This is a genomic window from Lysinibacillus macroides (genome assembly GCF_001281525.1).
Classification (GTDB): Bacteria; Bacillota; Bacilli; order Bacillales_A; family Planococcaceae; genus Lysinibacillus; species Lysinibacillus macroides.
The window spans coordinates 1,363,695-1,389,957 of record NZ_LGCI01000005.1 but is presented as its reverse complement, the minus strand read 5'-3'; the positions used below and the strand labels follow the sequence as shown (position 1 = coordinate 1,389,957).

Genomic DNA, 26,263 nt, shown 5'->3' with positions numbered 1-26,263 from the left:
CTGCAAAATAAGAACGGTAGGAATGTTGTTGAACACCCCTACCACCCCTCACATTTTCTAACAGCGCTGAATGGACAGCCACGTCTAGCTATTGATTCGCTTCAATAAATGCTTTAATGGTATCGTTTGAAGAGTATTGCTCATAGACACTCTTACTTACTTCTTTAAATGCTGTAAGGTCAGAGATTTCATTTACTGTCACACCTAAATCTTTTAACTCTTGTAACAATGCGTCGTTTTTAGCGATCCCTTCTTGTACACCCCAATCAATCACGGATTGCCAAGTATCTGCTATGATTTGACGATCTTCTTCACTTAAGCCATCTATGACATTTTTGCTGCCAATGACTACTTCTGGGAAAACAATATGACCTGTTAACGTAAGCACTTCTGCTGCTTCGTAAAATTTTTGTGATACCGCTGCATCTAAATCCGTATCCACTGCATCAATTACCCCTGTTGATAAGGATGTATAAACCTCTGGTAAAGGCATGGAAGCTGGGCCCGCCCCTAAAGCTTTATAATAAGATTCGAACACAGGGCTACCAGGAATACGGATTTTTAACCCTTTTAAATCTGCTACAGATTGAAGCCCTTTACTAGCGATAATGTGGCGTTGACCTGCAAAGAAAACACCATAGCCTATCATGCTTTTATCTTCAAGGTCTGTCATCATCTGTTTAGCAGGCTCAGAGCTTGAGGCTTTAGCGGCTGCCTCTAAATCCTCAAACAAATAGGGCATAAACCACCCATTAATCGATTCAGAAATACTACTCATCGTCCCATTACTTAAAATGGCAAAATCTAAAGTGCCCGACTCCACTTGCTGCTGCATATCCGCTTCTTTGCCCAATTGATTGGCTGGATAGATATTTACCTTCATACGACCATCTGAATTTTTTTCAAGCTCCTCAGCGAACTTTTCAGCAACTTTAAACTTAATATGTGAATCGGCTGCTTCATGACCTAGCTTAAATGTGTAAGCTTGCCCCTTGTCTGCATCCGATGTATCGCCTGACCCACCACCTGTTGAATCACCACCACAAGCCGCTAATACTACTGCTAAAGCACCTAATACTAGCATACAAAACCATTTCTTCATGACTTCCACCCCTTTTTATTGAATACCGAACATTAAAGTACAGCGGTCATTTCAAATTGCACACGTAAACCCTGTCGTAAGCTTTTTTCTGTTGTATGGCGTGCTGGACGATTATCCGCATGTGGAAACATTTTTAGCCATTCAATATTGACATTTTCCTTATATTTTCGATCCACCATATAGACGCTAAGGTGGGCAATATTGTCGGTAGTCCCCCCCGCAGCCTTCATAATTTCTTCTACGTAATAAAAGAGATTGCGAATTTCCTTATTGACATCCTCCGGCATCTCCCCTGTTTCTGGATCTGAGCCGATTAAGGCAGATGTATAAACCATATTGCCAATTTTCACAGCAGTAGGAATTGGATTTTGATGTTCAGAGCCTTTAATATGCAATACCTCACGCTTTACCATCCCTTACGCCCCCTTATGAATGTTTAGCCTGTAATAATTCTTCTTCATTTTCATAATAAACAACGCCTTCTGCCTCTAAAACAGGGCGCAAATTGTAGAAATCTACACTAATTTGACCACTGTCAATTTTCGCCTTTGTACCCTCTTCTTTTCTAAGGCGGGCATTGGATAAATCCAATGTGCTTTGCAGGTCTTCTTTTTTAATGACAACGACTCCATCATCATCTGCCATAATTAAGTCACCAGGTGCTACTGTAACATCTCCGCAGTTTGCTGGTGCATTGACCCAGCCGCCCTTAATTTTGTTTGTTCCCTGCGATAAAATATCACGTGTCCAAACAGGGAAGTCTAATGCACGAAGCTGTCGAACATCTCGAATCCCCGAATCAATAATGACACCCTGAACACCTTTTTTCATTAACGCTGTGACGATTAATTCACCAATCATTCCTGCTACACAATCGCCTGCTGTAGTAATGACCAAAATATCGCCTGGTTTACACACTTCAATGGCTGCATGAATCATAAGATTGTCACCCGCCTGACAAATAACAGTGACAGCAGGCCCGACAATCATCTTATTCGATAAAATTGGCTTTAGGCGCGAGTTCATAATTCCTTGCTTGCCTTGTGCCTCATAAACCGTGGAAACATCTAGTTGATGATATTGCTGCAAGAGTGCTAGTGTTGGACGCTGAATCTCTTTAACCACATATTTTTGCATTACACAAATTCACATCCAACATAGGGGAAGAATCTGCTGAATGCCTCCGCTTGTTTATAGTCGTTGTTACCAGAGCAACGGCGCGCATGATTGCCACGTAGCTCTGCTTTATAGCCATAGTACTGAATTAAGTGTTTTTGCGCCTTAAAGCATTCCATCGCTGCTTTCTTTTGCTCATATACTTCTGAAATATCTAAAATCACATCTGGCTTGAAGTCAGAGATCTCAGATTGATGAGGTTCAAAGCCAAAGATTTTCGCTTGCTTTGCCGTCTTTGTCCCCTCTAAACGTACACCGTTGGAAGTGGATAGTACGCTAGCATCAAAGACAAATTTTGAGACGGCTTCATGATCAGGATTAAATGCGTCACGAGGACCGTGTGTAATAATGATATGTGGCTGGACAGCACGTATTTTGTAAACTAAACGTTCCATACGCTCTTCATCAAGCCTCATATGATAATCTTGGTAATCCCAAATTTCAATATTGGTCACACCTAGGCATTTAGCGGCTGCCTCAAGCTCTGCTTTACGTTGCGCTTTTACGTTTTCTAATGTTTGTCCCTCTATATTCCATAAATCATTGGACTCACCCCGAGCACCATAACTTAAAATAACTAAATGGACGTTTGCACCCTGTTTCACATATTTTGCAATAGCACCACCACTGCGCCATACAAAGTCTGCGGCATGTGCACTCACAATGAGTACGTTTGTTGTTGAATCAATCATCCTTATCCCTCCGATATAGCATTCATTTATTTCACAAACTCTTTGACAATTGGCGTTCCATATGTATGGAAGCTTTCAATGGTTTTATTGCCCCAAGCTTGACCACGCTTACGTTCCTGCTCTGTCCATGTAATTGGCTCAAAGTCTGGGTCTACTACTAAGTAGCCACCAGAGCAAATTTCGATACGGTTACCGCCTGGCTCATACACATACACAAAATACGTTTGGTTAATCGCATGTTTACTTGGTGCAAATTCGATAAAGACATTTTGATCGACAAATAAATTTGCCGCGCGCCAAATGCCTTCATTGGTATCTACTGACAAGGCTAAATGATGGAAGCGGGCCTTTGCTTCAGTTGCATCTTTTGTGTAGACAAGCTCATAGGACTTGCTATTAGCACGATACCAAACGGCTGGACGTGTGCCATTGTCTAAACGAATTTGTTCTGTTAAACGTAAACCGAGTACATGCTCAGCAAAATCACCATCTTTTTCAGGATCAGACGATAAAAAATTAATATGGTCTAAATTTTTAACCGCTGCCCCTCGCCCTAAAAATTTTTGTGGTTGATTTTTTAAGGTTGGGCGTAAATGTTCAGGCGCTTGATATTTTTCCGTTTCAAAATAAAGCTCCATTAAATGACCATCTGGTCCATGATATTGATAAGCACGTCCATGACCAAAATCAGCCTCAATCCATTTCCCTTGAACACCTGCTTCCTCAATGGCTATCACACGACGCTCTAATGCCTGTGGGCTTTTAACACGAAAAGCAGTATGCCCCACACCTGGTTCATCGGCTTGCGTTAAAATAATAGAGTATTGCTCATAGTCACCCCAGCAACGCATATAGGCCTTGTTTGCTGTTTGCTTGACAATTTCTAACCCTAAGCTTTCATAGAAGAAATCAATACTTTCCTGTAGTGTTGGTGTAAACAACTCCACATGTGCAATATGCGCAATATCATCAATTGCTTCCTTCAGAACTTCTCCCATTGCTATCACCCCTTCGATAATTGTTGAACAATATTGCAAACCAATTATAAAACACTATTTTGTTTACAGTCAATATTTTTCTAAATATTTAAAATAATAAATTCACAATGAGGGCTAATTGGTATAACTGGTTGACAATTATTTTATTCGTTTTACAATGTAATTGTTCAACAAAATTGTTAAACGGATGTGTAGTAATGAATGTATATGTGATTGTTTTTTTAACCTTACTTTTTCAAATTAGCTTAAAGGGAAATATTATGTTAGTAACGTTGACGGGCTTACATTTAGAGGCTAGTCCTACGATTTTAGGCATTCTTCTAGCGCTCGGTTCTCTATTTCCGATGTTACTCGCCTCTTATGCAGGTAGATTATCGGATCGGATCGCGATCAATTATTTATTAGCAATAGGCATGATTGGCGCAGCGCTGTCATTATTTGTGCCATACTTTTTCCACAATCATTTATATGTATTATTAGCTGTGCAACTAAGCTTCGGTTTATTCCAGATTTTAACGGTGGTGAGCAGTCAAAATTTAATTGGCACTGTCAGCACTTCCGCCACTCGTGCTAAAAATTATGGTATCTATACATTATCTGTATCCATTGCTAATTTAATTGGGCCGTTAATTGTTGGGGGCGCTATTGATTTCTTTCATTATCGTATTGCTTATATGGTGTTGGGGATTTTTGCTGTGATTCCTGGCGTGTTTTTTTTATTTATACCTATTAGGAAAAAGAAGGCTACGTTAAAGGAGAGCGTAGAGGAGCGCAGCTTTTTACAGTTGCTCTTTCATCCCCAGCTAAAACAAGTGTTTATAACTAGTGGGGTGATTTTAACAGGGGTCGGTTTATTTGAGTTTTATTTTCCCATTTATACGGATTCCCTTGGCTTATCCGCTTCAATCATTGGTGTATTAGTTAGTATCAACGCGTGTGCATTTATACTTTCACGCTTACTGATGCACGTTTTACAGCGTAAATTTACGTCAGCACAAATTATTGGTGGCTGTTTACTCATTGCTGGAGCTACATTTTTCTTTATGCCATTTGTCACAACCGTTCCACTATTAGCCCTGCTGTCGTTTATAATGGGCTTGGGTCTTGGTTGCTGTCAGCCCTTATCCATTGTGATGGCATATGACCATTCACCAGCAGGTCACACAGGAGAAGTATTAGGTATTCGCTTAACCGTTAATAAAGCTGTGCAATTTACTGTCCCTATCCTATTTGGCAGCATTAGCTTTTTAGGTTTTTTTCCAATATTTTGGTTCAATACTATCCTCTTCGTGCTGAGTGGTAGGTCCTTGCTTCAACCATTGAAAAAATCTAAAACGTAGAGCTCCATATGCTAACACACTAAAAAAGCCTCACATAAAATGTGGGCTTTTTAATCCTTGCTAGATTACCATCAATGGGCCTACCCTAACACATACTTCGCTAAGACACCTTGAACTTTATAAATATTTGTCGACTTGTTAAAGTTTTTTTGTATCGGTGATTGACTGCCTGAAACCCAGATCTTTAGCTCTGCATCTAAATCAAATGTGCCTGCGGTTTCCACAGAGAAATGAACAATATTTTTATAGGGAATAGAATGATAGTCCGTTTTCTTGCCTGTGACGCCCTGCTTATCAATTAAAATCAATCGTTTATCCGTAAAAATAAAGGTGTCTCGAATAATCTTATAGGCATTCTGGATTGTTTCATTGGTGATTAATAGATCCTTGACCTCCTCCTGTAATTTTTCCAAATTCACCTCACTTGCATTGCCGATTAATCCATCAAATAAACCCATCTGTCCCCTCCTTTTTTCTACTATATTACAAAGGAACTAAGCCTACGACAGCATCAGCCTGTTTATTGTATAATAAGGTGAGGTGATGACTACAATGGGGCGTATCCTTTTATTATTACTGCTTCTAGTGATCGTTACGGGCTGCGGTCAGGGACAGCTTACTAAAGTGAGCATTTCTGAAAGCCAAGGATTTGGCGAAATGAATGATGATTTTTTTGCAATCTATACAGACAAAGCAGCATTGGATGTCTTCCAACATGCCATCACAACTGCGGTGCAGCAGGAGGGAGTTGTGGATGTTGCGGAACCTGAATTTGATTTACAGCTTGTCAAGGCAAAGGGGCAGAAATCCCATTATTATCTATGGTTAGGGCAAGAGGGGCAAAAAGGTAGCTTAATGGCGGCAGCAGATACACATACGCTCTATACCCTTACAGAAGAAGCCGCAGTATCACTACGTACACTGCTTTCTCAGGAAACAAAAGAAACTACTGGACAAAATTTATAGGCTAGAAAAAAGACTGTAGATTGTCTAAAAGACCTATCTACAGTCTAGCTAAATTATTTAAGTTGCATCATGCTAGAACCCGCAATGCCTGGGTGTGTCATTTCATATGGGTCTAAAATTAAGTCCAGTTGCTCGCTCGTTAACACATTTGCTTCAATACAAAGCTCACGAATAGAGCGACCTGTTAAAATTGCCTCACGTGCAAGACGAGCAGCCACCTCATAGCCGATATGTGGGTTAACGGCCGTGAGCACCCCTACACTTTTCTCAACATATTCCTTCATGCGCTCTTCATTTGCCTCAATATCCTTTAAGCAATTTTCTGTAAACGCATGGAAAACATTATTCATGATGCTGATGGATTGGATCAGATTAAAGACTAATACAGGCTCCATCACGTTTAATTCTAATTGGCCAGCCTCAGATGCCAATGAAATTGTATGGTCATTGCCAATTACTTGGAACGCCACTTGGTTGAGTACCTCAGGCATAACAGGGTTGACCTTACCTGGCATAATGGATGATCCTGGCTGACGCGCTGGTAAGACAATTTCTGCTAAGCCCGCACGTGGACCAGAAGCCATTAAGCGTAAGTCATTGGCGATTTTTGACATATTAATCATACAAATTTTTAATGCCCCTGATACTTCTGTATAGGCATCGGTATTTTGTGTTGCATCCACTAAATGGGTTGCACCTTTTAACGGGAAACCAGAAATTTCAGCAAGATGCTCATCCACTGTTTTAATATAATCAGGGAAGGCATTTAAGCCTGTGCCAACAGCCGTTGCTCCCATATTGACATCATATAAATTTGGACGCGTTTGGCGAATACGTACAATATCACGGTTAATGACGCGGCAATACGCTTCAAACTCTTGCCCTAAGCGAATAGGCACAGCATCCTGCAAATGGGTACGTCCCATTTTAATGACATGTGCAAATTGTTCTGCCTTTTGATGGAATACAGCCTGCATTGTATCCATCGTTACTAGTAATTCATCTATTAAATGTAACACAGCGATATGAATAGCTGTCGGAAAAGCATCATTTGTAGATTGTGACATATTGACATGACTGTTTGGACTTACTGTGTGATAGTCACCCTTTTCTTTCCCTAAAATTTCTAGGGCACGGTTAGCGATAACTTCATTGGCATTCATATTAATGGAGGTACCTGCTCCACCTTGAATTGGATCTACAATAAATTGTGCATCCCATTTGCCATCAATAACCTCTTGTGCTGCTTCGACAATTGCCTCCCCAATATCCTTCGATAATAGGTGAACCTCCATATTACTAAGTGCAGCCGCTTTCTTCACAATGCCCATTGCTTTAATTAATGCTGGATGGATTGTGTAACCTGTAATTGGGAAATTTTCCGTTGCACGTAATGTTTGAATCCCATAATACGCCTCTGCTGGTAGTATGCGTTCACCTAAAAAATCTTTTTCTATACGTTGTGTTGACATCATTGTCGTCTCCTTTTATGTGATACTCATCCTTGATAGTAGCTAATTAATGCAGGATTGTAAACAGGCATTTTACGGTCTTTCTTGAAAAAGTAAAAAATCTGCTTAAAAATGAGCTTATTTTAGAAGATGGGGAAAGTTCTTATTTATTTTTTTAAAAATATGATAGGTTTTGACAATCCCAACGAATATAAGAGTGAACGGACTTTTCGCGAAAAAACGTTTAGAGAGGTGTGTCATGGACAAACAAATACTTCAAGCCATTCGGCAAAAACAAGAACTGGGCGTAACTTTATTACTTGAACACTATGGCGGCTTATTGAACGCCATTGTACGCAAATATATTGCAGGCAGACCGCAGGAAATGGAGGAATGTATGGCAGATATTGTTGTAGCCATTTGGTATCATATTGATGATTTTGATGCAACGAAAAATGACTTTAAAAACTGGATTGCGGTGATTGCCAAATTTAAAGCCATTGATAGGCTAAGAAAAATAGAACGGCAGCAGACCACCGTTGAATTACCTGAGCAACTTGCAACAACGCAAGACGTCGAGCTAGATTGGCACACAATCCTTCGTCAATTACCACAAAAGGAGCAGGAGATTTTTCAAAAATACTATTTTGAGGGACTAGCAGCGAAGGAAATTGCCCAGCACTACCAGACAAAAGCATCATGGGTGCATAATAAATTATCACGCAGTCGTCAAAAATTACGCACATTATTTTTAAAGGATGAGGTGTAGCAATGGGTATGTATAAGGATTTTAATGATATTACAATAGATACTACTGAATTTGAGGAGCAGCCCCTGACAAAGCTAGAGCAGAAAAGACTAAAGCGCCGTATTGTTAAACAATTGCCTAGGAAACGTCGCCGTATTGGCTATCGCCTTGGTACTGTCGCTATTTTAGCGCTCAGTATTGTTATCTTTCAGCATCAAAGCATTGCTAATATGCCATTTGTCGCTAGTTTATTGGAGGAATGGCGGCAGGATAAAGCCGTCGATTGGGGTGACTATAAAAACGTTGTAGGTCAAACCGTCACAACACAATTTGGTGCTTTAACGGTCAATGAGGTACTGCTTGACTACGATAAAATCCTTGTCAGCGCAACATTACAGCCAGCTGATAAGCAAGCATTTTCCTATCGCCATCAGCTTTTGCCAACGATTTCTATCGATGGACAGCCAATTGACGATGTAGGCTATAGCGCACAGTCCATTGAGCAAAATGATGCGATGTTTACCATCTATAGTGAAATCAAGCTGCCGCAGCCAGTAGACGCCGCACAAGTATCTATACAATTAAGCTATAACCGTATGCTGTTGCCAAATGGTACACAGCCGTTTGGACAGCTTTTGGAGGAGCCTTGGACATTCAATGTTGTAGCAACACAGGCAGCCGTTCAACAGCAAACAAAAGAATACCCAATTCAGCAGCCTATAACACTAGCGGATGGACAAAGCTTGACAGTTGAACGCATCGTTACAACCCCTATTTCAACAACCATCTACTATAGCAACGCTTCGCAAAAGCCCGATTTTGCGCTATTTGACAAAAATGGTGAGCGCTACATGTGGGATTCCGCCACACATGAGGATGATGGCTCAGGTATACTGCATTTCCCAGGCGCATTCTTTAGCAAGCAAGCTCTTTATATCGGCACGAAGAAAAGTGAACAGCTAGTCGTGCAGCCATAATAAAGTAAACCCACTGATTGGTTTTTTTCAGGATGGTCGTCTTAAAACACGACCATCCTTTTATACTTTCTTTACATAAATCACTAATTCTTGACGGATGTGCCCCTCTTCCTCATAAAAGTCTAAATTATGAAATTCATATTTAAAATGACCGACAGGGAATGTCACACTTTCTCCTTGGGCTGCTGCCAAAACACCTGCTACATCCTGTGACACCATTTGCAGCAGCTCCTCTCCAGAAAATGAATCAACGAAAACTACGTTCACCAAAAAACACCTCCTAAGCTATTATAGCTTAGGAGGCGCTTTCATTTATAGTGTTTCTTGATAGCCTTTTAACCGAATCTCCTCGATGACTTGCATTATTTCGTGAATTTGCTGTTGCGACAATTTTAACGTGTTGGCAGAAAGCTTCTGTCGTCGTTTGGCAATTATTTGCCGACGAGACTGCTGTATATGTTCATCTACCTGACATACCATTGTTTTTTCCACAGCTTTCACCTCTATCATTCAATTTACACATCTATAGTTCCAAATAATTCCACTATTAATATAAACATTTTTTACTTTTTATGTCAACCACTGATCCATCTATTTTATCTTTTGAAAAAACAGCAACCATGACGGCTGCTGCTTCTTTATACAGCGATTGGTGCTTTAATCGTAGGATGCGGATCATAGCCTTCAATCGATAAATCCTCCAGCTCTATCTCAAAAATAGAGGTTTTCGCAGGATTAATGTGTAGTGTTGGTAAGTCTTTAGGTGTACGTGAAAGCTGCTCCTTTACTTGCTCCACATGATTGGTATAGATATGAGCATCCCCAATGCTATGAATAAACTCGCCTACCTCTAACCCACATTCATGGGCAACTAGATGCGTTAACAAGGCGTAGGAGGCAATATTAAATGGACAACCTAGCAGTGTATCTAAGCTTCGTTGCATTAATTGGCAGCTTAGCTTACCATCTGTCACATAAAATTGGAACATCACATGACATGGCGGTAGCGCTGATTTGCTACCCTTTGCACCTGCATTGATAACATCCTCAGGATTCCATGCATTCACAATCAATCTACGAGAGTCTGGATTTGTTTTAATTTGGTCAATCACATCTTGTAATTGGTCAATTTCCTGCCCCTCTGAATTTGTCCAACGACGCCATTGCTTGCCATAGACATTGCCAAGATCACCATATTTTTCGGCAAAAGCATCGTCTGTTAAAATGCGCTCGCAAAATAATGCAAGCTCTTGCTGATAAAGGGTATTAAAGGATTCGTCCACTAAACAGCGTCGGCCAAAATCCGTCATATCAGGCCCTGTATATTCGTCAGATTCCACCCATTTCTTAAATGCCCATTCATTCCATATATGATTATTATGCTGCAATAAATAACGAATATTGGTATCGCCTTTTATAAACCATAGTAATTCACTGGCAACAAGCTTAAAAGGTACGCGCTTTGTTGTGAGGAGCGGAAAGCCCTTGCTTAAATCAAAGCGCATTTGGTAGCCGAAGATACTATACGTGCCTGTGCCTGTACGATCCTCTTTTTTCGCGCCATGCTCCAATATATGTTGTAGTAAATGTAAGTACGCCATTTCTGGATGTGTCATTGTTCTCAACAGCTCCTTCAAGTTTGCTGTTGATCATTATATCATTTCATTGTATTTTTTCGTTAAAGATTATTCAGCTCTCGTGAAATTTTACTCTCTGCTGTGACGAAAAAGGTTGGAAGCAGGATAATATTTAACAAGATCGGTCCAACAATCATCAGTAAATCAATGCCTGCACTAAAATAGAGACTAAAGGCTGTCATCAAACCTGATAGCACAAGGAAGATAACCTGACCTATAATAATCGTTATTGGCACAATTTGATACATATAATTGAGCTTGCGAAAATGATGCATATTTTCTGGATTATTAATCACCTTGCGTTTTAACTTTCTGGATAATAGAAAGCAGGCTAGTAGCTGGATGCCGATAAATCCAAAGTATAGCAAGCTATAGGTGAAGAATTGACCTTTATGAATAGTCCCATCAAAATGCCCAACACGTTGGCTTAACAGATCATGAACAGCCCCCTCATAAATATACTCGCGCTCACTAAATGAAGTAAGAGGCTCCATAAAGCCCAGTGCTGCCCAGTCCTTTGTATTGACGGTCCACTCTGATAGCTTACTTGCTAAAATACGCAATTGAATCGGATCTTGCTCTCCAAACATTCCTACTAAAATACGATAAGGAATAGCCACTTTTAGCTGACCATCCTGCTTCTTTTGAAATAAATCTTGAATATAAAAGGTATAGGCAACATCTGACTGCTCCGTCTGATAATAGGCATCCTCGATCTGCCAATGACTAGCTAAGGTGGATTGAATACCATTGCTCATTTCTGTATAGGGGATATCCTTATGTAAATGCTTTGGAATTTTATAGACAAAATAATTATCACTACCGATCATACAAATTTCGACTTTAACTTTCTCCTGATCCGTAGTTTTAGCAATTGCGGTCAATGGATTGGCGATGATAGCGATAAGAAACAACAAAATAAGTGTTAAACTACCATTTTTCACGCAATACTCCTCCTTTTCGTCACAACTCTTTATTTCACCCTATCATAAGCTTGTCCGAAAAAACTATTTCGTTATTCCGAAAAAGCAATAGTGGTTTTCCGAAACCCATCATTTCGGTATTCCAAAATTAACAATTATTAGCGATAATAAAAGGAAGTAAGGCAATGAATTGGAGGCATTATGATGATAGACATAATAGAGATTTGGCAATGAAAACATGGACATATAGTATTTTTTTACTTTATTTAGTGCTTGGCATCTATGTATTAGGGATTGCCATTCAAACACCCTTTATTAGTATTACTCTTGATATAACAAATGGTCAGCCAGTGATTGTCGATCCCTACTATCCGCAATGGGCACAGCAAAAAAATATTGAAAAGGGCGATATTGTTGTTACAATTGATGGAAAGCCAGCCTTAGAGAATCGTTCCGTACAACTTGATGCTGTGATTCGAAGTGCCAATACACTAACGATTCAGAAGCGTGATCACACAGTTCATGCCATTACTGTGAAGCATAGAGACATTCCGGAAGAATTATATTTGCAAATTTTATTCCCCATCTTTTATTTTCTATTAGCTTTTGTCGTCGCTCTGTATTTAGGCTATCGCAATAAAAATAATGTACCGATGTTTTTATTAACCTTATTTTTATTAACATGCTCCCTAGCCTATATTAGTACAGGGGCTTCAGCACGAGGCAATTTTATTGGGGGAATTGTGATTGGAGTTTGCATTGTTTTATGCATGGTGCTCTTTATCCACTTTTTACAGCATTTTTTCCATTATCAACATATTCAATGGTCGTATATGCATAGCAAGTGGCTCTATCTGCTACCGCTTATTATTCCTTGCTGTTACATAATAGAAGGATTTATACCCACAATGCGAGCACTAACGCCGCCATTAAACTTAAGCTTATTTGCCCTACTTGTGCTCTATGCAATTTATATTTTAGTGACAAGCTATTTACGCACGAAATTGGCGAAGCTGCGTTTAATTGCTATTGCCTTTATTGTTCCTTTTTTACCATTTCTATTATTCTTTGTAACACCTGAAATTTTAGGGCATAACCCCTTACTCCATGCAGAGGTGGCAGCATTATTTTTATTGTTCATTCCTTTCTCCTTCTTATTTATTCAGGTGAATGAACGGCTATTTGATATTGAATACCAATTATCACGTTTACGTTACTATTCGACATTAGCATTTTTTAGCGCGTTGTTGCTAACAGCAGGTATTGCGCTCTTATTTATGGGGCAGCTATCCATCGTCCATCTCACAAGTATCTTTTTGCTTGTTTTTATGGTGATACTGGCGAGCTTTTATATCAAGGAGCGTATCGATTTTAAATATCGGAAAATTATTTTCTCCTCTACTGGCAATTATGTACATAATTTATATGCCGCGGTGCAGCGTATGGGGAAAGCGAAAACACAGCAGGAGCTGTTAGAGCGCTTTACCTACGAAATTACTGAAAAACTTGGCACAACCGCCTTTTATATTCAAACTGTTACAGAGGAAAACACCACCATCAAGCAGCAAGACAACTATACACAGTTGTTATTGCATGATGCGGGTGATGAAAAAATCATACTTGAAATTAGACATGCCCTGCAAAAGGAAGAGCTGCTATGGTTAGAATTGCTAGCGCTGTATGTGTCGATGTTTATTAATAATTTACAGTTAATTGAGGATTTAGTACGTGAAATTCAGCATATGAAAAATACTAGTGATACAGCACTGCCTTGGCTCGATAAGCTATTATGGAATATTATTGAGAAGGAAAAAAGTATTTTAGCGCAGGAATTACATGATACTATTTTGCAGGAGCAGCTTCATTTGGCAAGGGAGCTGGATGTGCTTGCAGAGTCTGCAGTCATTAGAAAAGAACGCGTTCTCGATATTCGAGAGCAGCTCTTAAATGCCTCGAAGGACTTACGCGAGTATTGTGAAAACTTAAGCCCACCTCTTTTGGACACATTTGGTTTACAAATGGCCTTAAAAAAATTAATCCAAAAGATAAAAATACGTGCTGATTTTTTATTAACTACACATATAGAACGCATACACTTTCAGGATGCTACGCTTCATTTAGTTGTCTATCGTCTTGTGCAGGAGCTTTTCAATAACGCCATTAAGCATGCTGAAGCAACAGAGGTTTCGCTGCAATTACAAGCCATTCCCCATGGCTTTACGTTGCAATATGATGATAATGGTGTTGGCTGTGATATTGAGCAATTAATGCAGTCCTCCGCTTCGATGGGCATTAACGGTATTCGAGAGCGTGTCCGTGCTTTTAATGGTACGATTACAATTCAGTCAAGTCGCAATGAAGGGATGCATATTTTTATTCAAATACAGGAGGACGGAGATTCATATGATGAATATATTGATTATAGATGATCATCCTGTCGTTTTAGATGGTACGAAAACCTTGTTACAGGATTTAACCAATGTCCACATCGAAACGGAGCAGGATAGCGCTGCGGTGCTAACAAGAATGGAATCAGAAACCTTTCAGCTATTTCTTATTGACATTAATATGAAGCCAATCAATGGTATCCAGCTATCCGAAATCATTAAGAAAAAGCAGCCAGAGGCATTAATTATTCTTTATACAGGCTATGAGCTATCCGATTATTATGAGCTTTTAATTGAGAAAAAAATTGATGGTTTATTATCGAAGCTGGCAACGAAGGAGCAAGTGATTCAAACAATTCAGGCAGCGTTTCGTGGTGAAATTTTACTGGCCGCTGATTTTTTAGACTTTATTCAGCAACGCACCAATTTACCAAATGTTCAGCAGGAAATCTTACTCAGTGATAAAGAACAGGAAATTTTACAGCTTGTTGCCCAAGGCTGTACAAATAAAGCCATTGCCTCCGCCATAGGTGTGACACAGCGCACCGTAGAAAATTATTTATCGAAGCTTTTTGTTAAGCTGAATGTAGAATCACGTGCAGAGGCTGTCATCGTCGCTAAGGAAAAGGCCTGGATCGACTAGTCAGCATGTAGGAATATATATTTTTCTTACTAAAAGCGGAATTTACTGGATATCTGCTCAAATCTGTATTATAATGAAGGTAATGATTATATTCCTTCAAGCGCTACGATGAAGAAACATAGGTTCAACTTGCTATTGAAGTAATTGATTGTTGAATTTTTTTGGGAGGGTGTTTACATGACACAAGGAACAGTAAAATGGTTTAACGCAGAAAAAGGTTTTGGCTTCATCGCAGTGGAAGGCGGCAATGACGTATTCGTACATTTCTCAGCAATCCAATCAGATGGCTTCAAAACATTAGAAGAGGGACAAAAGGTAGAATTCGGCGTAGAAGAAGGTAGCCGTGGACCTCAAGCAACGAATGTAGTGAAACTATAATCTTCACCTAACATAGACGTGCAACATTAAAAGACATTCTCACTGTAGAATGTCTTTTTTGAATGGCGGTTAATTGGTTTGATTGAATTGATCCCCTGTGGTTGCGAATGGAGCGGCGTTTTTGCTGAGTTGATCATTTTTATAATGCTATATGGACGTTGCATTCTTTGAATTGATCACTTTTACCCTATTATTGAGCGAAGCTTTCACTAGATTGATCACTTTTATCCTATTATTGAGCGAAGCTTTCACTAGATTGATCACTTTCATCCTCTTATTGAGCGAAGCTTTCACTGGATTGATCACTTTCATCCTCTTATTGAGCGAAGCTTTCACTGGATTGATCACTTTCATCCTCTTATTGAGCGAAGCTTTCACTGGATTAATCCCCTTTACTTCACTATTAGGCAAAATTTGACATACTTCTATCTACATCCTACTAAAATTTTAATAAAAGTGTATTTCTTTTTATGCTACCATGGGACAATGAAGATGCGCACAAATAACATAACGTTATGTTCCATAAAGCTGGAGGTTAACGATGACACAAAATATTTATGATCACCCACTATTTTTTCAAGAATATAAGGCTTTGCGCCAAAAGGCCTTTAATTATAATCGACTACTTGAACAGCCCACCCTGAAATCTTTATTGCCACCATTAACAGATTTATCTCTCCTTGATATCGGCTGTGGCATGGGCGAATTTGCTAAGTATTGTATCGAGCAGCGCACTAAGCATGTCACGGCATTAGATATTTCGAGTAATATGTTAGCCATCGCTAAGCTTGAACAGGCCCATCCGCAAATTGACTATTATCTACAAGCTATTGAGGATTATCAAGCGCCTCCTCATAGCTTTGATTGTATTACAAGCTCGCTTTCCCTTCATTATGTACAGAATTTCGATAAGGTTATTGGTCAAATCGCTCGAATGCTTTGTCCAGGTGGCGTCTTTATTTTCTCTGTAGAGTACCCCATTACTACAGCACGTAGGACAAACGAGGATAACTGGGCCTATGACGAAGAGGGCAGCCGTCTTTACTATGCTATTGATCATTATCAAGAAGAGGGCTTGCGTCAGCAGACATGGTTAGTGGATGGTGTTCTCAAATATCATCGCACTCTTGCAACGATGGTCAATACATTGATTGCTTATGGGTTAACAATTGATAAAATCGTAGAACCGATTCCAAGCCAAGAAGCCATTCAACAGCTCCCTTCCATTGAAAAAGAGCTACGCAGACCGTCCTTTCTATTTATCAAAGTAAAAAAATAAACGAAAGCCTCACCCTACGTTTGTGGTGAGGCTTGCTATCTATTATATGAGCTTAAAACTCCTCCTCATAAATTGCCGTAAATTCATAGTCCCCTTCCATAAGTTGCTGTAAGTATTCCTCAAAGGAAGAAGCGATCACCGCAAAGCTATCAGGATCATGCACATAACGCACCACCTGGCCAACCTGTCCCGCTTCATTTGGCGAAAAATCAATATATAGGCTTGACGTTCCACCATTATTCATGCAATCTGCAAAGCATAATCGTTCATTCAAGGGCACATGTCTATTAATCTTTTCATCTATCTCCACATGCTCTAAAAATTCTTTATACCTTTCAAAAATAGTTTCACGTTTCTCATGATAATCCGCCACTATTTGCTCCACAGACTTCAAATAGTATGGATAATCCCCTACATCAGAGCCTAGTACAAGAACGCTGATTGTTTCTTTGCCATGCTGACAATAATAGGTCCCATTGATATCCTGTAAAAGCTCTAGTAAGGCTTGGGGACAGTTTGGGAAAATTTTCAGCAAAGCTTGAATTTGTTTATCTGTTGCACCCCTTGCCTGCTGTAATTGGAGTTATTCCTGCTCAGGTAAATAGGCTAATAAGTTTTGAAAATAGACTGTCTGCATTCCTCTACCCTCTCTCTTTATTATACTATGGCATATTTTAACATAGCTCTCCTCTCTATCGCACACTTTTGTTATGATAAAAACATTTATTAATAAAGGCGTTGCGAGAAGTACAAGGGAGAAATATCTCAAAAAATTTTCAACTGGTCAAACGATAACATTCCAGTCAATGACTCCCGTTAGCCTAGAAGCCTTTATTAGTATCGAAAGTCAAACAATAGCTTTGCTGCTTACCAATGATGAAAAATGTGGCTTTATACAAGCAAGGTTTTTACGTTAAGAGATCTTCCATTTCGGTACATTCCAGAATGGACGATTATTCGGTTTATGGTGGGAATGGGCACAGTACTAATTGCTATGTCTTATCGCTATCTACCGTTAACGACATATACCTGAAGTGGCTCGCTAATAGCTCCTCTTATGCACCTTTCTAGGCGATACTAGACTCCTTATCTTCTACTCTTACGTGTAGTAGATTGATAGAAAACTTAAAAGCAACATTTATTAATTATCTTAAAATTACTACTATTGCTCTTAAGTGGATAACACCCTCTATTTCTAAACAGCATCAATGCTAATTTGATAAAATATGACAAAATACTAACAGAATTCGCAAATTCAACCCTACCAAAAATGTTCCTATTAGTTAAAAGGATACAATTTTTTTGATTATTCTACATAATTAAAATAATTAAAAGATGCCTGTAGACTGCGGTATTATTTATCTTCTTCCTTTTTTATCTTACGGGACCATAACCTTATCTATGACTATATGACGAATTTCACCCGTGATACACAATATGACATTTTTTTCATACTTCTTGATATACAATGAAAAGGTTGAATCGAGGTCAAAGGGATTTATTTTATGAGTATGGATCAAAATAGGAGGAAAATATTGTGGTAAACTTATTGCTTAAACAATTCTTGAAGGCAGAAATCGAGATCAAACGAAGAATTATGTATAAAAAAGCAAAGGATCTTGGTTTTACACACCCTATTGTGGTAGATTACAGTCAAGAGTTGGACATTCTACTAAATAAATATTTAAAGACTTCCTAATCGACTGATGTTAGCGCTTCTACTATATGTGCACAATACACCCATTTTAGGAGCCCTATTTTTTATAAAATGACAAGCTTGCCTTGAATATTTATGATTCAAAGCAAGCTTTCTTTTATAGACTTTTTTGCTGCACTTCTGCTGTTATGCCCTCTAGCAATTGCATCAGTGATTTTTCAATAGAGGCCTGCTGCCCATGTTTACGTACACTTACACTTTGATTAGCAACCTCTCGATCACCAATCACAATAATATATGGTATTTTCTGTAACTGTGCCTCTCGAATTTTCTTCCCTAGCTTCTCGGGGCGGCCATCTAATTGCACACGGATTTGTGCCTGCTGTAAGGCTTCTACTACTTGCTTGGCATAGCCTTGATGTGCCTCTGCTACCCCAATAACTTGCACTTGCTGTGGTGCTAGCCAAGTTGGGAATGCTCCGCCAAAATGCTCGATTAAAATACCCAAGAAGCGATCAATTGAGCCAAACACTGCACGATGGATGACAACAGGTCTCACCCTTTCATTGTGCTCATTAATATACGTTAAATCAAATTTCTCTGGTAGCTGGAAATCAAGCTGAACCGTTGCACATTGATGACTGCGCTGAATTGCATCTTTAATATGGATGTCAATTTTCGGTCCATAGAAAGCTCCGTCCCCTGCATTAATTGTATAGGCAATACCTAAATTGTTTAGGACATTTTCAAGTGCTGCTTCTGCTTGATCCCACAGTGCCAAATCACCCATATAATCATCTGGTCGTGTCGATAATTCAATCGTATACGCAAATCCAAAGACGCTGTACACTTCATCTATAATCTTTAAGGCCAGCGCAATTTCATCCTCAATTTGCTTTGGTGTTGCAAAAATATGAGCATCATCCTGACAAAAAGTTCGTACACGTAATAGACCATTCAAGGCGCCACTAAATTCGTGTCGGTGTACTTGCCCAAATTCTGCCATACGTATTGGTAAATCCCGATAGGAATGTAACACATTTTTGAAAATCAGCATATGCCCAGGACAGTTCATCGGCTTTAAGGCAAAGCTTTGGTCATCCACCTGTGTGAAATACATATTGTCCTTATAATGATCCCAGTGACCTGACTGCTCCCATAAGCGTTGGTTCATCATCAATGGTGTTCGTACTTCCCTATAGTCATATTTTGCTTGTAAATGGCGCAAATAAGATTCCAGTTCATTACGCAAAATTTGACCGTTTGCTAAATAGAAGGGCATGCCAGGTGCTTCCTCTGAAAACATAAATAACGACAGCTCTTTTCCCAGCTTGCGATGATTCCGCTTTTCTGCTTCCTCCAAAAAGACAAAATGATTGTGAAGTTCTTCCTTTGTCGCAAAGGCAACGCCATAAATACGTTGAAGCATTTGATTATTGCTATCACCTCGCCAGTAAGCGCCCGACACATGCATTAATTTAAAATGCTGTAACTTGCCTGTTGACGGGACATGTGGACCACGACATAAATCGTAAAACTCCCCCTGCTCATATATCGTAACTAGCTCATTAGCAGGTATGGCCTCTAACAGCTCTAGCTTTAATGCATCATGGGCGAATAATTGCTTCGCTGCTTCACGTGAAACCTCACGTCTATGAATCGGAATATTTTCCTGTACAATTTGTTTCATTTTCTTTTCAATTTGCTGCAAATCACTCGGTGTCAGTGTATCAGCAATATCTATATCATAATAAAAGCCATTTTCAATAACTGGTCCTACCCCAAATTGTGCATGTGGATAAAGTCGTTTAAACGCCTGAGCTAATAAATGGGCCGTAGAATGGCGAATGACTTCGATGCCTTCCTTTGAGCTTGCATCGTACAATGTAATTTGTGCATCTTCCATAATCGGGCGCGTCAAATCAATGATGGTTCCGTTAACACACCCTGCGACTGCCTTTTTGCGAAGCTCTGGACGAATTGCTTGTGCAATATCGGTTAGTGTCACACCTTTTGTAAATGCTTGTTGTTGACCATCTGGAAATTGAATGTGAATACATTGATTTGACATGTTCTCTACTCCTTTTAGTAATAAAATCAATTACACCTTGGCATAATTGTGTAGATAAAAAAAACACATATCCGCCCCTAAGAAGGGACGAGCATGTGTTGATTACCCGTGGTTCCACCCAAATTCCCACTAGTTTATAAGCTAGTGGCTCATTGATTTTGCTGTAACGTCGCAAAAAAACGGTGCAAGTTTCCAAGCACGGCTCCAAGGTAGTAAGATGGGATCACGACATTAGGAAGCTTGCAGCCAAGGCCTCCCTCTCTAAAAATGGTTAATCGCATCTCTTGTCCTTATCATTGCCCATTTCATTTTGTATGAAATTGTTAATTACTATAACGAATAGTGAATTCTTTGTCAAACACTAAAAAAAGAAAAAAATTTACCAATGGCGTTGTACACAGTAGTGACAATGCGGGTCATCACATGCCGCCTCTTGCCATTCATTCCACATCGCACAAAAATAACTATCAAACCTGTCATCATCGATGATAGAACTTTGATAAATCGAGCATTTTTTGTTTTTTGAATCGTTCCACTGATTTCTAAACCATTCATGACCACTCTATCCCCACGCTACTCAATTCGCCTATTTTTACGATCTCCTAATGATTTTTTACTTCTAAAGTCTCATTCTTGGATTGCCAGTGCATATGAATCTCTGGCTTCGTATCTCGTTTAAATATTTTCTCACTTTCTTTTTTCGTGAAAGAATAATACCCATCTTTGTTTAACTGTGCATCATCCAACGTTAGAGATTCCTTTGTCCCTTCCAGCGTAATTTGTAAAGGCCCCAAATCATCGTCATCGCCCAGATAAAATAAGCGTAAGCCCTCCTTGGCATTGCTATGATACACCGCTTTCCAATGCTCACTTTTGGCAATATAATGCACCTCTTGCTTAGGGCTTTGACAGGCTGCTAGCAACATCAACATCAGTATTGGAAAAATCCATTTTTTCATTGGATATTCCCTCCTATCCTTGAATGGTTACTTCGAAGCCTGTTGATGGTTCTTCAAAGACATCTTTATATTCAGTAAAAATAAAGTCAAGCCCTTCTATATGATCTGGCAATGGTGGTGTCACAATAAATGTATGACATTCATAATGGTCACTGATAAATGATCCAAAATGGTGACGCTTTAATTTTTCGCGAATATCCTGCACAGGCTCTTGCAGGGCATCCCCATCGACCAATAACTGCCCAACACTCGCATGGTGATATTGGCGAATAACGGAAACGGTATAAAGCCTTTTATTTATGTCCACTGACTGTAAAACAGGGAAATAGCGGTGAAAGTCTGTTGGTTCTACATGTGGTTGATAATATTTTTCTGATCTTAGCCAGCTAAAAATCCTGGCTAAAAATGTTTCCTCAAAACCATATTGTTGCGTCCATTCCCTGATGGTTTCATCGGAAGGAAAGCGTGGTTTATGACTGACTAGCTCTTTACGTTGCTGTAAATGTACACAAATTTGCTCATCAATTGCATGTAGCTTGTTCGTTGCTAAATATTCGTTCATGTCTATTCTCCTCCATCCTATAAGCCTTTTCTCTTGTTATACGTTATTTCCCCTATTTGGTTCCATAAACGGCCTAAATTCACTGATTAGGATGTAGGAGAGACATTTTTCTTCTACTTATTGCTCCGACTGTAGCTCAGCTGTTAATGTAAATGGTAATTTTAAATATTCATATTGAATGGTGATTTTCTTTATATCAGGTGCTGTAACTTGGAGCGCATAATGCTGCGGCTTGCCAATAGCTTGTGGGTCTATGTATTGTCGCGGTAGCATCGCCACCTGTGTTAATTTATGCAAGGACATCTCGCTACTTTCCTCTAGCTTAGTGTCTACCTCAAAAGGCTCAGACTTACTAATCACAAGCCCCACATGCTCAGGAAGCTTATCATTAACAAGCAACTGTTTTAGCTTAATCTCACGCAAGCCTTGATTATCCAGCGTAATCAATGTGACGGCTGTATTGTCCTGCATTTTCATATAGCTTTGCATAACAAGCGGTGGATTACTTTTTAAATAAACAATAAATATAGCTCCGACTACGAGCACACTTAATAATAAGGCAAATAGTATTTTTTTCATGCGAACCTCCTCTGTTCCAGTATAACAAAAAAACAACCTGACTTATGGCAAGTCAAGCTGTTTTTGTAAACGTATTTCATCATGTATGGGGATACCATCATAGCCAATCAATGGAATGGAGGGCTTATACGCTCTTGCCTGTTCAACCGCATTTTGCAAAACTTCTACGAGATAATACCCACGCTTTTGATAAAATTTTAAAGCCTGTAAATTATCATTGGTTGTAATCAGCGCTATACTTGTACAGCCCTGTTGATCTACCTGCTGCTCGACAGCCTGTACAAGGGCAGAACCGATGCCCTTGCCCTCCTCTATACTATCGAGTGAAATGATTTCACAGCTAGTTTCGTTTATGGTATACGTAACGAGCCCTATTATCGTCTGTTGTGATTAATACAGGCAGAGCCCTCTAGTGGCTGCAGTCATAAATGCCACTGGCTATCACCATTTCTGTACTTCCCCACTGTGTCATAAAAAACTAAAGCACCTCTTGCTGGGATAATTGTTGAATTGGCAGTAGTGTCATAGCTAAGCTCCTTACATAGAAAGATGGAAAACATTTGCAATGGCCTTTTGGATACCTAAAAATACTGCCCAAGAAAGTATCCCTAAACCAATGGCGAAAACAAGATGCAGCGAGGATTTCATGGCGACATAAATAACAAACAGCATACACATCGTTGCTGGTAAGCCCACCATAACCCCTACTGTAAAACGCTGAATATGCTCGCTCGGTTCACTTTGCACCGTTAGCCAAATAATACTTAAAATACTTACCAAGGGCAAGGCTGCAATAATGCCCCCATAGGTTGGAAATCTACGCGCTATCTCTGTCACAATACCAATAATCGCTGCGGAGCTTAAAATTTTAACAAATGTATACATTACTTTGCCACCTCACTTAAACGTCGAAATGCCTGTAGGATGGCCTGTTGCTCCTGCTCTGTTAAGCGATTCAATGCATCCTGTAGCTTCGCATCATCCAATTCTGCATTCTTCTTTAGCACCTCTAGCCCCTCTTGTGTTAAATGAAGAAGTACCTTGCGCTGGTCCTCAGCAGCACGCTCCTTCTGCACCCAGCCATGTCGCTCTAGCTTTTTAACATGCTCAGATGCTGTATTATGCGAAATATAGAGGAACTCCGCAATATCGCGCACTGTTACCTCCTCTTCCTTTTGAATCATTTGTAAAATACGTACGCTTTGGTGGGAAATCACATCTTCATGTGTTGAATGTAGATGATAGTAGATTGTTGTAAAATAGTCATTTATAGCTTTAATCATCTCTTGGACTCCTTTAATATATCGTTATACACGATTATATCGCATATAACGATATATTAAAAGCCCCCTTCATACATTTATATTTTTTAGATCATTTTGGAGTACCTTATCCACTAATTTCAACATAATCGCAATTGAAGATGGAACAGTTTGCTCATAGCTATCTCCCCTCAAACAGCATAAGGTCTTTCTCAGGTTGTCAAAAAGTGCTATGATAATAGTAGTTTTCTTTTAAGGAGGAATCAATTTGAACGCATTTTTTAGAAATGCTTACACTAGAACTCCCTCTTTCGGTCAAAGAGGTCTTGTGTAAGTTACACAACTAATAGTGATTGAATGATCTCTTTAGGCCATATGCATGAAAAGCCTATACTACAGGAGAGATTTCAAATGGACAAACAAACAATTCAGCCATTTTTAACGGTGGCTAACTATCATTTACTCGAGCAGCAATTAAATAAAATTCTACATGCCCTGACAACGACAAAGGATAAAAATGTAATTCTAGCTGTACGCGGTCTTGTGGATCATGAAATTACAACTAAATTAGCCCTATCCACAGAAGAAACAAAGCTTATTGAACAGCTCTTTACAATAACAGATCGCACACAAGGCGAGGCATTTTTAACGAAGATTAAGCCCTATGTTATTCCGTTCAAGCCTCTGACAGTCAGCACACTAAAAAGCTTATTTAAAAAAGAGAAAAAGCTAAAACTACCAAAGCTGGAGGAACTCGATTTTTCTCGAATTTGCTATTTAGCCTGGGATGACCCTGGCACACATCGAAAATACGTGGTGCTTGAGCAGGATGGGCAGTGTAAAGCCATTAAAGGCACATTCTCCCACAATATAATTCGTGGTATTTGTGCTGTTTGTCATCGCCATTCAGATGTGGGACTCTTTACCACTTCCGTTAAAGGGCAAGCTGTAGGAACTTATACCAACCACAGCAATTACATTTGTGCAGATAGCCAAACATGCAATGAGCATGTCACAGATATGGATAAAACCCTAGCATTTTTCGAGCGAATTACCCAAAAATAATAAATAGAAAAGGCAGAAATGGAAGTAACGTTTCTGCCTTTTGCTTGCTAATGAAAATCCACGATTGTTTCTACATAGCTTGACTGAAAACCCCTCCCCTTCATTCCATTCAGCAGCTTAAACACCTAATACGTCTAAATCGTCAGGAACAACATTTCTTTCACGGGTGATAATGGATTTACCTTTTTAATACCGTCTGAAACACTCATTTTGCGATAAAAATGTCTAGTCTCTCCTAGTGTGGCATGGCGATGTGCAATGATTAACATTCCTTTTCCTATTGGCACGTCTATAGCATCAATTGAAAAATCTGTTATAGCCTGAGTGAATAATAAACTCATAGCTACTAGCAAGGTTAGCGTTAGTACCTCATATCTTCTTAGCATTCTAGCCGTCATACTACAATATAAAAGGACACCAGTGTTAGGATAATGGGGACAAGCATTCCAGTCTACTTTAAAAACAAAAAATTATAATCATTCATACTTACTAACACAATCGGAAAGTCCAGCACCAACACGCTAAGAAAGAGCATTACCTCGGGTTAGGAGCAATTGCTCAGGGAAGTTTTATTTAAAAGATTCAACAAGGTCATAAAAAAGTAGATTGTTCATAAAATATTAACGAATCATATATTTTTATAATTTATTGGATACCAAAATAGAAAAAAGGGGAATAGCGATGAGCATTGAATTTATTACACTAGCACCAACATTATTTCATGTGTTTAAAGCAGGAGAGCCCCATCCTAAAAAAGCAAAGCGCATTATTTATGGACAAGCTACATCAGACGCAAATGGCATAGCTACGTTTTATTTTACAGATAATGCATTAGCTACTGGCAATACACTGTTATCAACAATTGACTATGCAGTAGCCAGCGTCTTTTCGACAAATCCATTAATAAATTCAAGACCGAGAGTGCAAATGAGAGAGAAGAACATTCCTGCAAAATACGTCTCTGCTAACGTTACAAATATTAGTGGTGTAACAGTATTAGGCATTAGTGTTTTAGGTTCAGAAAATCCTGTCAGTGGAGTCATTGTTGATTTTATGATAGTAGGCAGCTTTGATACCTGAGCATAAGGCGAGCTTTTTAAATTCCATAGAGTAGTTAGTTAGTGAATTTTGTCGTATATTTCATTTAGACATACCAAAAGACGAAAGTATAATATTTTTTTAATACCATTGCGGTTATTAACGGCTTCCACTACCTCAGTGCATTCACTAAAGAATCAGCGCCATACTATTAATTATAGATGTATTGCAATGATGGCTAATAAACAAAGAGCAGCAACACTACACGTTGAAACAGAACATGAGCCCAATGGTTTGATATGTGATTTGAGACAAGAAAAAGGAAATGTTATTAGAGGCTATTTTCATAATAAAAAGCCACATCATAATAGAT

30 protein-coding genes and 2 pseudogenes are annotated in these 26,263 nt (G+C 39.2%); 11 read left to right on the top strand and 21 right to left on the bottom strand.

The window, feature by feature from the left end; translation table 11 throughout:
• Nucleotides 1–88: 88 nt before the first annotated feature.
• From ADM90_RS09680 to ADM90_RS09660, 5 genes are read right to left on the bottom strand one after another with little or no spacing between them, the layout of a single operon-like run.
• Nucleotides 89–1,102, bottom strand: a complete 1,014-nt coding sequence (locus ADM90_RS09680; RefSeq protein WP_053994757.1) for a TRAP transporter substrate-binding protein — start codon at nucleotides 1,100–1,102, stop codon at nucleotides 89–91.
• 32 nt (nucleotides 1,103–1,134) lie between these two features.
• Nucleotides 1,135–1,515, bottom strand: coding sequence for a RidA family protein (locus ADM90_RS09675; RefSeq protein WP_053994756.1), 381 nt, complete (start codon nucleotides 1,513–1,515; stop codon nucleotides 1,135–1,137).
• Nucleotides 1,516–1,528: 13 nt separating this feature from the next.
• Nucleotides 1,529–2,239 carry a 4-carboxy-4-hydroxy-2-oxoadipate aldolase/oxaloacetate decarboxylase gene (locus ADM90_RS09670; RefSeq protein ID WP_053994755.1) on the bottom strand — a complete coding sequence of 237 codons (711 nt, stop codon included), beginning with the start codon at nucleotides 2,237–2,239 and terminating at the stop codon, nucleotides 1,529–1,531.
• Complete coding sequence (locus tag ADM90_RS09665; RefSeq protein WP_200908528.1) at nucleotides 2,239–2,970, bottom strand: PIG-L deacetylase family protein; 732 nt, start codon at nucleotides 2,968–2,970, stop codon at nucleotides 2,239–2,241. The genes ADM90_RS09670 and ADM90_RS09665 overlap by 1 nt, the downstream gene beginning before the upstream one ends.
• Nucleotides 2,971–2,996: 26 nt before the next feature.
• Nucleotides 2,997–3,968, bottom strand: coding sequence for a VOC family protein (locus tag ADM90_RS09660; protein ID WP_053994754.1), 972 nt, complete (start codon nucleotides 3,966–3,968; stop codon nucleotides 2,997–2,999).
• 197 nt (nucleotides 3,969–4,165) lie between these two features.
• On the opposite strand from ADM90_RS09660, the gene ADM90_RS09655 reads away from it, so the two are divergent.
• A complete protein-coding gene (locus tag ADM90_RS09655) occupies nucleotides 4,166–5,308 on the top strand; it encodes an MFS transporter (protein ID WP_053994753.1) in 1,143 nt (380 codons plus the stop codon).
• Between the two features lie 80 nt (nucleotides 5,309–5,388).
• Here ADM90_RS09655 and ADM90_RS09650 read toward each other — a convergent pair whose 3' ends face one another.
• Nucleotides 5,389–5,766, bottom strand: a complete 378-nt coding sequence (locus ADM90_RS09650; protein ID WP_053994752.1) for a PH domain-containing protein — start codon at nucleotides 5,764–5,766, stop codon at nucleotides 5,389–5,391.
• Nucleotides 5,767–5,860: 94 nt separating this feature from the next.
• Here ADM90_RS09650 and ADM90_RS09645 point away from each other — a divergent pair, with 94 nt between their 5' ends.
• A complete protein-coding gene (locus ADM90_RS09645; RefSeq protein WP_200908527.1) occupies nucleotides 5,861–6,274 on the top strand; it encodes a hypothetical protein in 414 nt (137 codons plus the stop codon).
• Nucleotides 6,275–6,327: 53 nt separating this feature from the next.
• Here ADM90_RS09645 and aspA read toward each other — a convergent pair whose 3' ends face one another.
• Complete coding sequence (gene aspA, locus ADM90_RS09640; protein ID WP_200908526.1) at nucleotides 6,328–7,749, bottom strand: aspartate ammonia-lyase; 1,422 nt, start codon at nucleotides 7,747–7,749, stop codon at nucleotides 6,328–6,330.
• Between the two features lie 235 nt (nucleotides 7,750–7,984).
• On the opposite strand from aspA, the gene ADM90_RS09635 reads away from it, so the two are divergent.
• Both ADM90_RS09635 and ADM90_RS09630 read left to right on the top strand, forming a co-directional pair.
• Entirely contained in the window at nucleotides 7,985–8,494 is a 510-nt protein-coding gene (locus ADM90_RS09635) for a sigma-70 family RNA polymerase sigma factor (RefSeq protein WP_053994750.1), read from the top strand.
• A gap of 2 nt (nucleotides 8,495–8,496) precedes the next feature.
• Nucleotides 8,497–9,450: a DUF4179 domain-containing protein gene (locus tag ADM90_RS09630; protein WP_053994749.1), complete on the top strand. Its 954-nt coding sequence runs from the start codon at nucleotides 8,497–8,499 to the stop codon at nucleotides 9,448–9,450.
• A 60-nt stretch (nucleotides 9,451–9,510) separates the two neighbouring features.
• Here ADM90_RS09630 and ADM90_RS09625 read toward each other — a convergent pair whose 3' ends face one another.
• From ADM90_RS09625 to ADM90_RS09610, 4 genes are all read right to left on the bottom strand, one after another.
• A complete protein-coding gene (locus ADM90_RS09625; RefSeq protein ID WP_053994748.1) occupies nucleotides 9,511–9,717 on the bottom strand; it encodes a hypothetical protein in 207 nt (68 codons plus the stop codon).
• A gap of 45 nt (nucleotides 9,718–9,762) precedes the next feature.
• Nucleotides 9,763–9,960, bottom strand: coding sequence for a hypothetical protein (locus ADM90_RS09620; RefSeq protein ID WP_053994747.1), 198 nt, complete (start codon nucleotides 9,958–9,960; stop codon nucleotides 9,763–9,765).
• A 128-nt stretch (nucleotides 9,961–10,088) separates the two neighbouring features.
• Nucleotides 10,089–11,066, bottom strand: coding sequence for a thymidylate synthase (locus ADM90_RS09615; protein ID WP_053994746.1), 978 nt, complete (start codon nucleotides 11,064–11,066; stop codon nucleotides 10,089–10,091).
• 62 nt (nucleotides 11,067–11,128) lie between these two features.
• Nucleotides 11,129–12,031: a hypothetical protein gene (locus tag ADM90_RS09610; protein ID WP_053994745.1), complete on the bottom strand. Its 903-nt coding sequence runs from the start codon at nucleotides 12,029–12,031 to the stop codon at nucleotides 11,129–11,131.
• A 164-nt stretch (nucleotides 12,032–12,195) separates the two neighbouring features.
• On the opposite strand from ADM90_RS09610, the gene ADM90_RS09605 reads away from it, so the two are divergent.
• From ADM90_RS09605 to ADM90_RS09585, 4 genes are all read left to right on the top strand, one after another.
• Nucleotides 12,196–14,439, top strand: coding sequence for an ATP-binding protein (locus ADM90_RS09605; RefSeq protein ID WP_235473405.1), 2,244 nt, complete (start codon nucleotides 12,196–12,198; stop codon nucleotides 14,437–14,439).
• Nucleotides 14,414–15,040, top strand: coding sequence for a response regulator transcription factor (locus ADM90_RS09600; RefSeq protein ID WP_053994744.1), 627 nt, complete (start codon nucleotides 14,414–14,416; stop codon nucleotides 15,038–15,040). The genes ADM90_RS09605 and ADM90_RS09600 overlap by 26 nt, the downstream gene beginning before the upstream one ends.
• A 177-nt stretch (nucleotides 15,041–15,217) precedes the next feature.
• Entirely contained in the window at nucleotides 15,218–15,418 is a 201-nt protein-coding gene (locus tag ADM90_RS09595; protein ID WP_004230248.1) for a cold-shock protein, read from the top strand.
• Between the two features lie 541 nt (nucleotides 15,419–15,959).
• On the top strand, nucleotides 15,960–16,697 hold the full coding sequence (locus tag ADM90_RS09585; protein ID WP_053994742.1) for a class I SAM-dependent DNA methyltransferase: 738 nt from the start codon (nucleotides 15,960–15,962) through the stop codon (nucleotides 16,695–16,697).
• A 52-nt stretch (nucleotides 16,698–16,749) separates the two neighbouring features.
• On the opposite strand, the pseudogene ADM90_RS09580 reads toward ADM90_RS09585, so the two are convergent.
• A pseudogene (locus ADM90_RS09580) lies at nucleotides 16,750–17,247 on the bottom strand (SMI1/KNR4 family protein); the annotation flags it as partial.
• 987 nt (nucleotides 17,248–18,234) lie between these two features.
• Between ADM90_RS09580 and ADM90_RS09575 the strand changes: the two are divergent.
• Nucleotides 18,235–18,396, top strand: a complete 162-nt coding sequence (locus ADM90_RS09575) for an aspartyl-phosphate phosphatase Spo0E family protein (protein ID WP_053994741.1) — start codon at nucleotides 18,235–18,237, stop codon at nucleotides 18,394–18,396.
• 115 nt (nucleotides 18,397–18,511) lie between these two features.
• Here ADM90_RS09575 and thrS read toward each other — a convergent pair whose 3' ends face one another.
• From thrS to ADM90_RS09540, 8 genes and pseudogenes are all read right to left on the bottom strand, one after another.
• Complete coding sequence (gene thrS, locus ADM90_RS09570; RefSeq protein WP_053994740.1) at nucleotides 18,512–20,425, bottom strand: threonine--tRNA ligase; 1,914 nt, start codon at nucleotides 20,423–20,425, stop codon at nucleotides 18,512–18,514.
• A gap of 354 nt (nucleotides 20,426–20,779) precedes the next feature.
• A complete protein-coding gene (locus ADM90_RS24625) occupies nucleotides 20,780–20,980 on the bottom strand; it encodes a hypothetical protein (RefSeq protein ID WP_053994739.1) in 201 nt (66 codons plus the stop codon).
• Between the two features lie 47 nt (nucleotides 20,981–21,027).
• Nucleotides 21,028–21,384 carry a hypothetical protein gene (locus ADM90_RS09560; protein WP_053994738.1) on the bottom strand — a complete coding sequence of 119 codons (357 nt, stop codon included), beginning with the start codon at nucleotides 21,382–21,384 and terminating at the stop codon, nucleotides 21,028–21,030.
• Between the two features lie 13 nt (nucleotides 21,385–21,397).
• Nucleotides 21,398–21,946: a hypothetical protein gene (locus tag ADM90_RS09555; RefSeq protein WP_053994737.1), complete on the bottom strand. Its 549-nt coding sequence runs from the start codon at nucleotides 21,944–21,946 to the stop codon at nucleotides 21,398–21,400.
• Between the two features lie 117 nt (nucleotides 21,947–22,063).
• Nucleotides 22,064–22,525: a hypothetical protein gene (locus ADM90_RS09550; protein ID WP_053994736.1), complete on the bottom strand. Its 462-nt coding sequence runs from the start codon at nucleotides 22,523–22,525 to the stop codon at nucleotides 22,064–22,066.
• A gap of 42 nt (nucleotides 22,526–22,567) precedes the next feature.
• Nucleotides 22,568–22,997, bottom strand: a pseudogene (locus tag ADM90_RS23790) (GNAT family N-acetyltransferase).
• Between the two features lie 65 nt (nucleotides 22,998–23,062).
• A complete protein-coding gene (locus ADM90_RS09545) occupies nucleotides 23,063–23,410 on the bottom strand; it encodes a DUF3147 family protein (protein ID WP_053994735.1) in 348 nt (115 codons plus the stop codon).
• Nucleotides 23,410–23,808, bottom strand: a complete 399-nt coding sequence (locus ADM90_RS09540; protein WP_053994734.1) for a MarR family winged helix-turn-helix transcriptional regulator — start codon at nucleotides 23,806–23,808, stop codon at nucleotides 23,410–23,412. The genes ADM90_RS09545 and ADM90_RS09540 overlap by 1 nt, the downstream gene beginning before the upstream one ends.
• A gap of 390 nt (nucleotides 23,809–24,198) precedes the next feature.
• Between ADM90_RS09540 and ADM90_RS09535 the strand changes: the two genes are divergently transcribed.
• Nucleotides 24,199–24,852, top strand: coding sequence for a FusB/FusC family EF-G-binding protein (locus ADM90_RS09535; RefSeq protein WP_053994733.1), 654 nt, complete (start codon nucleotides 24,199–24,201; stop codon nucleotides 24,850–24,852).
• A 134-nt stretch (nucleotides 24,853–24,986) separates the two neighbouring features.
• Here the strand turns inward: ADM90_RS09535 and ADM90_RS09530 are convergent, their stop codons facing one another.
• A complete protein-coding gene (locus ADM90_RS09530) occupies nucleotides 24,987–25,238 on the bottom strand; it encodes a hypothetical protein (RefSeq protein WP_152927988.1) in 252 nt (83 codons plus the stop codon).
• Between the two features lie 295 nt (nucleotides 25,239–25,533).
• Between ADM90_RS09530 and ADM90_RS09525 the strand changes: the two genes are divergently transcribed.
• The gene (locus tag ADM90_RS09525; protein ID WP_053994731.1) at nucleotides 25,534–25,932 is read left to right on the top strand and encodes a hypothetical protein; all 399 of its coding nucleotides are present in this window, start codon (nucleotides 25,534–25,536) and stop codon (nucleotides 25,930–25,932) included.
• Nucleotides 25,933–26,263: the final 331 nt, after the last annotated feature.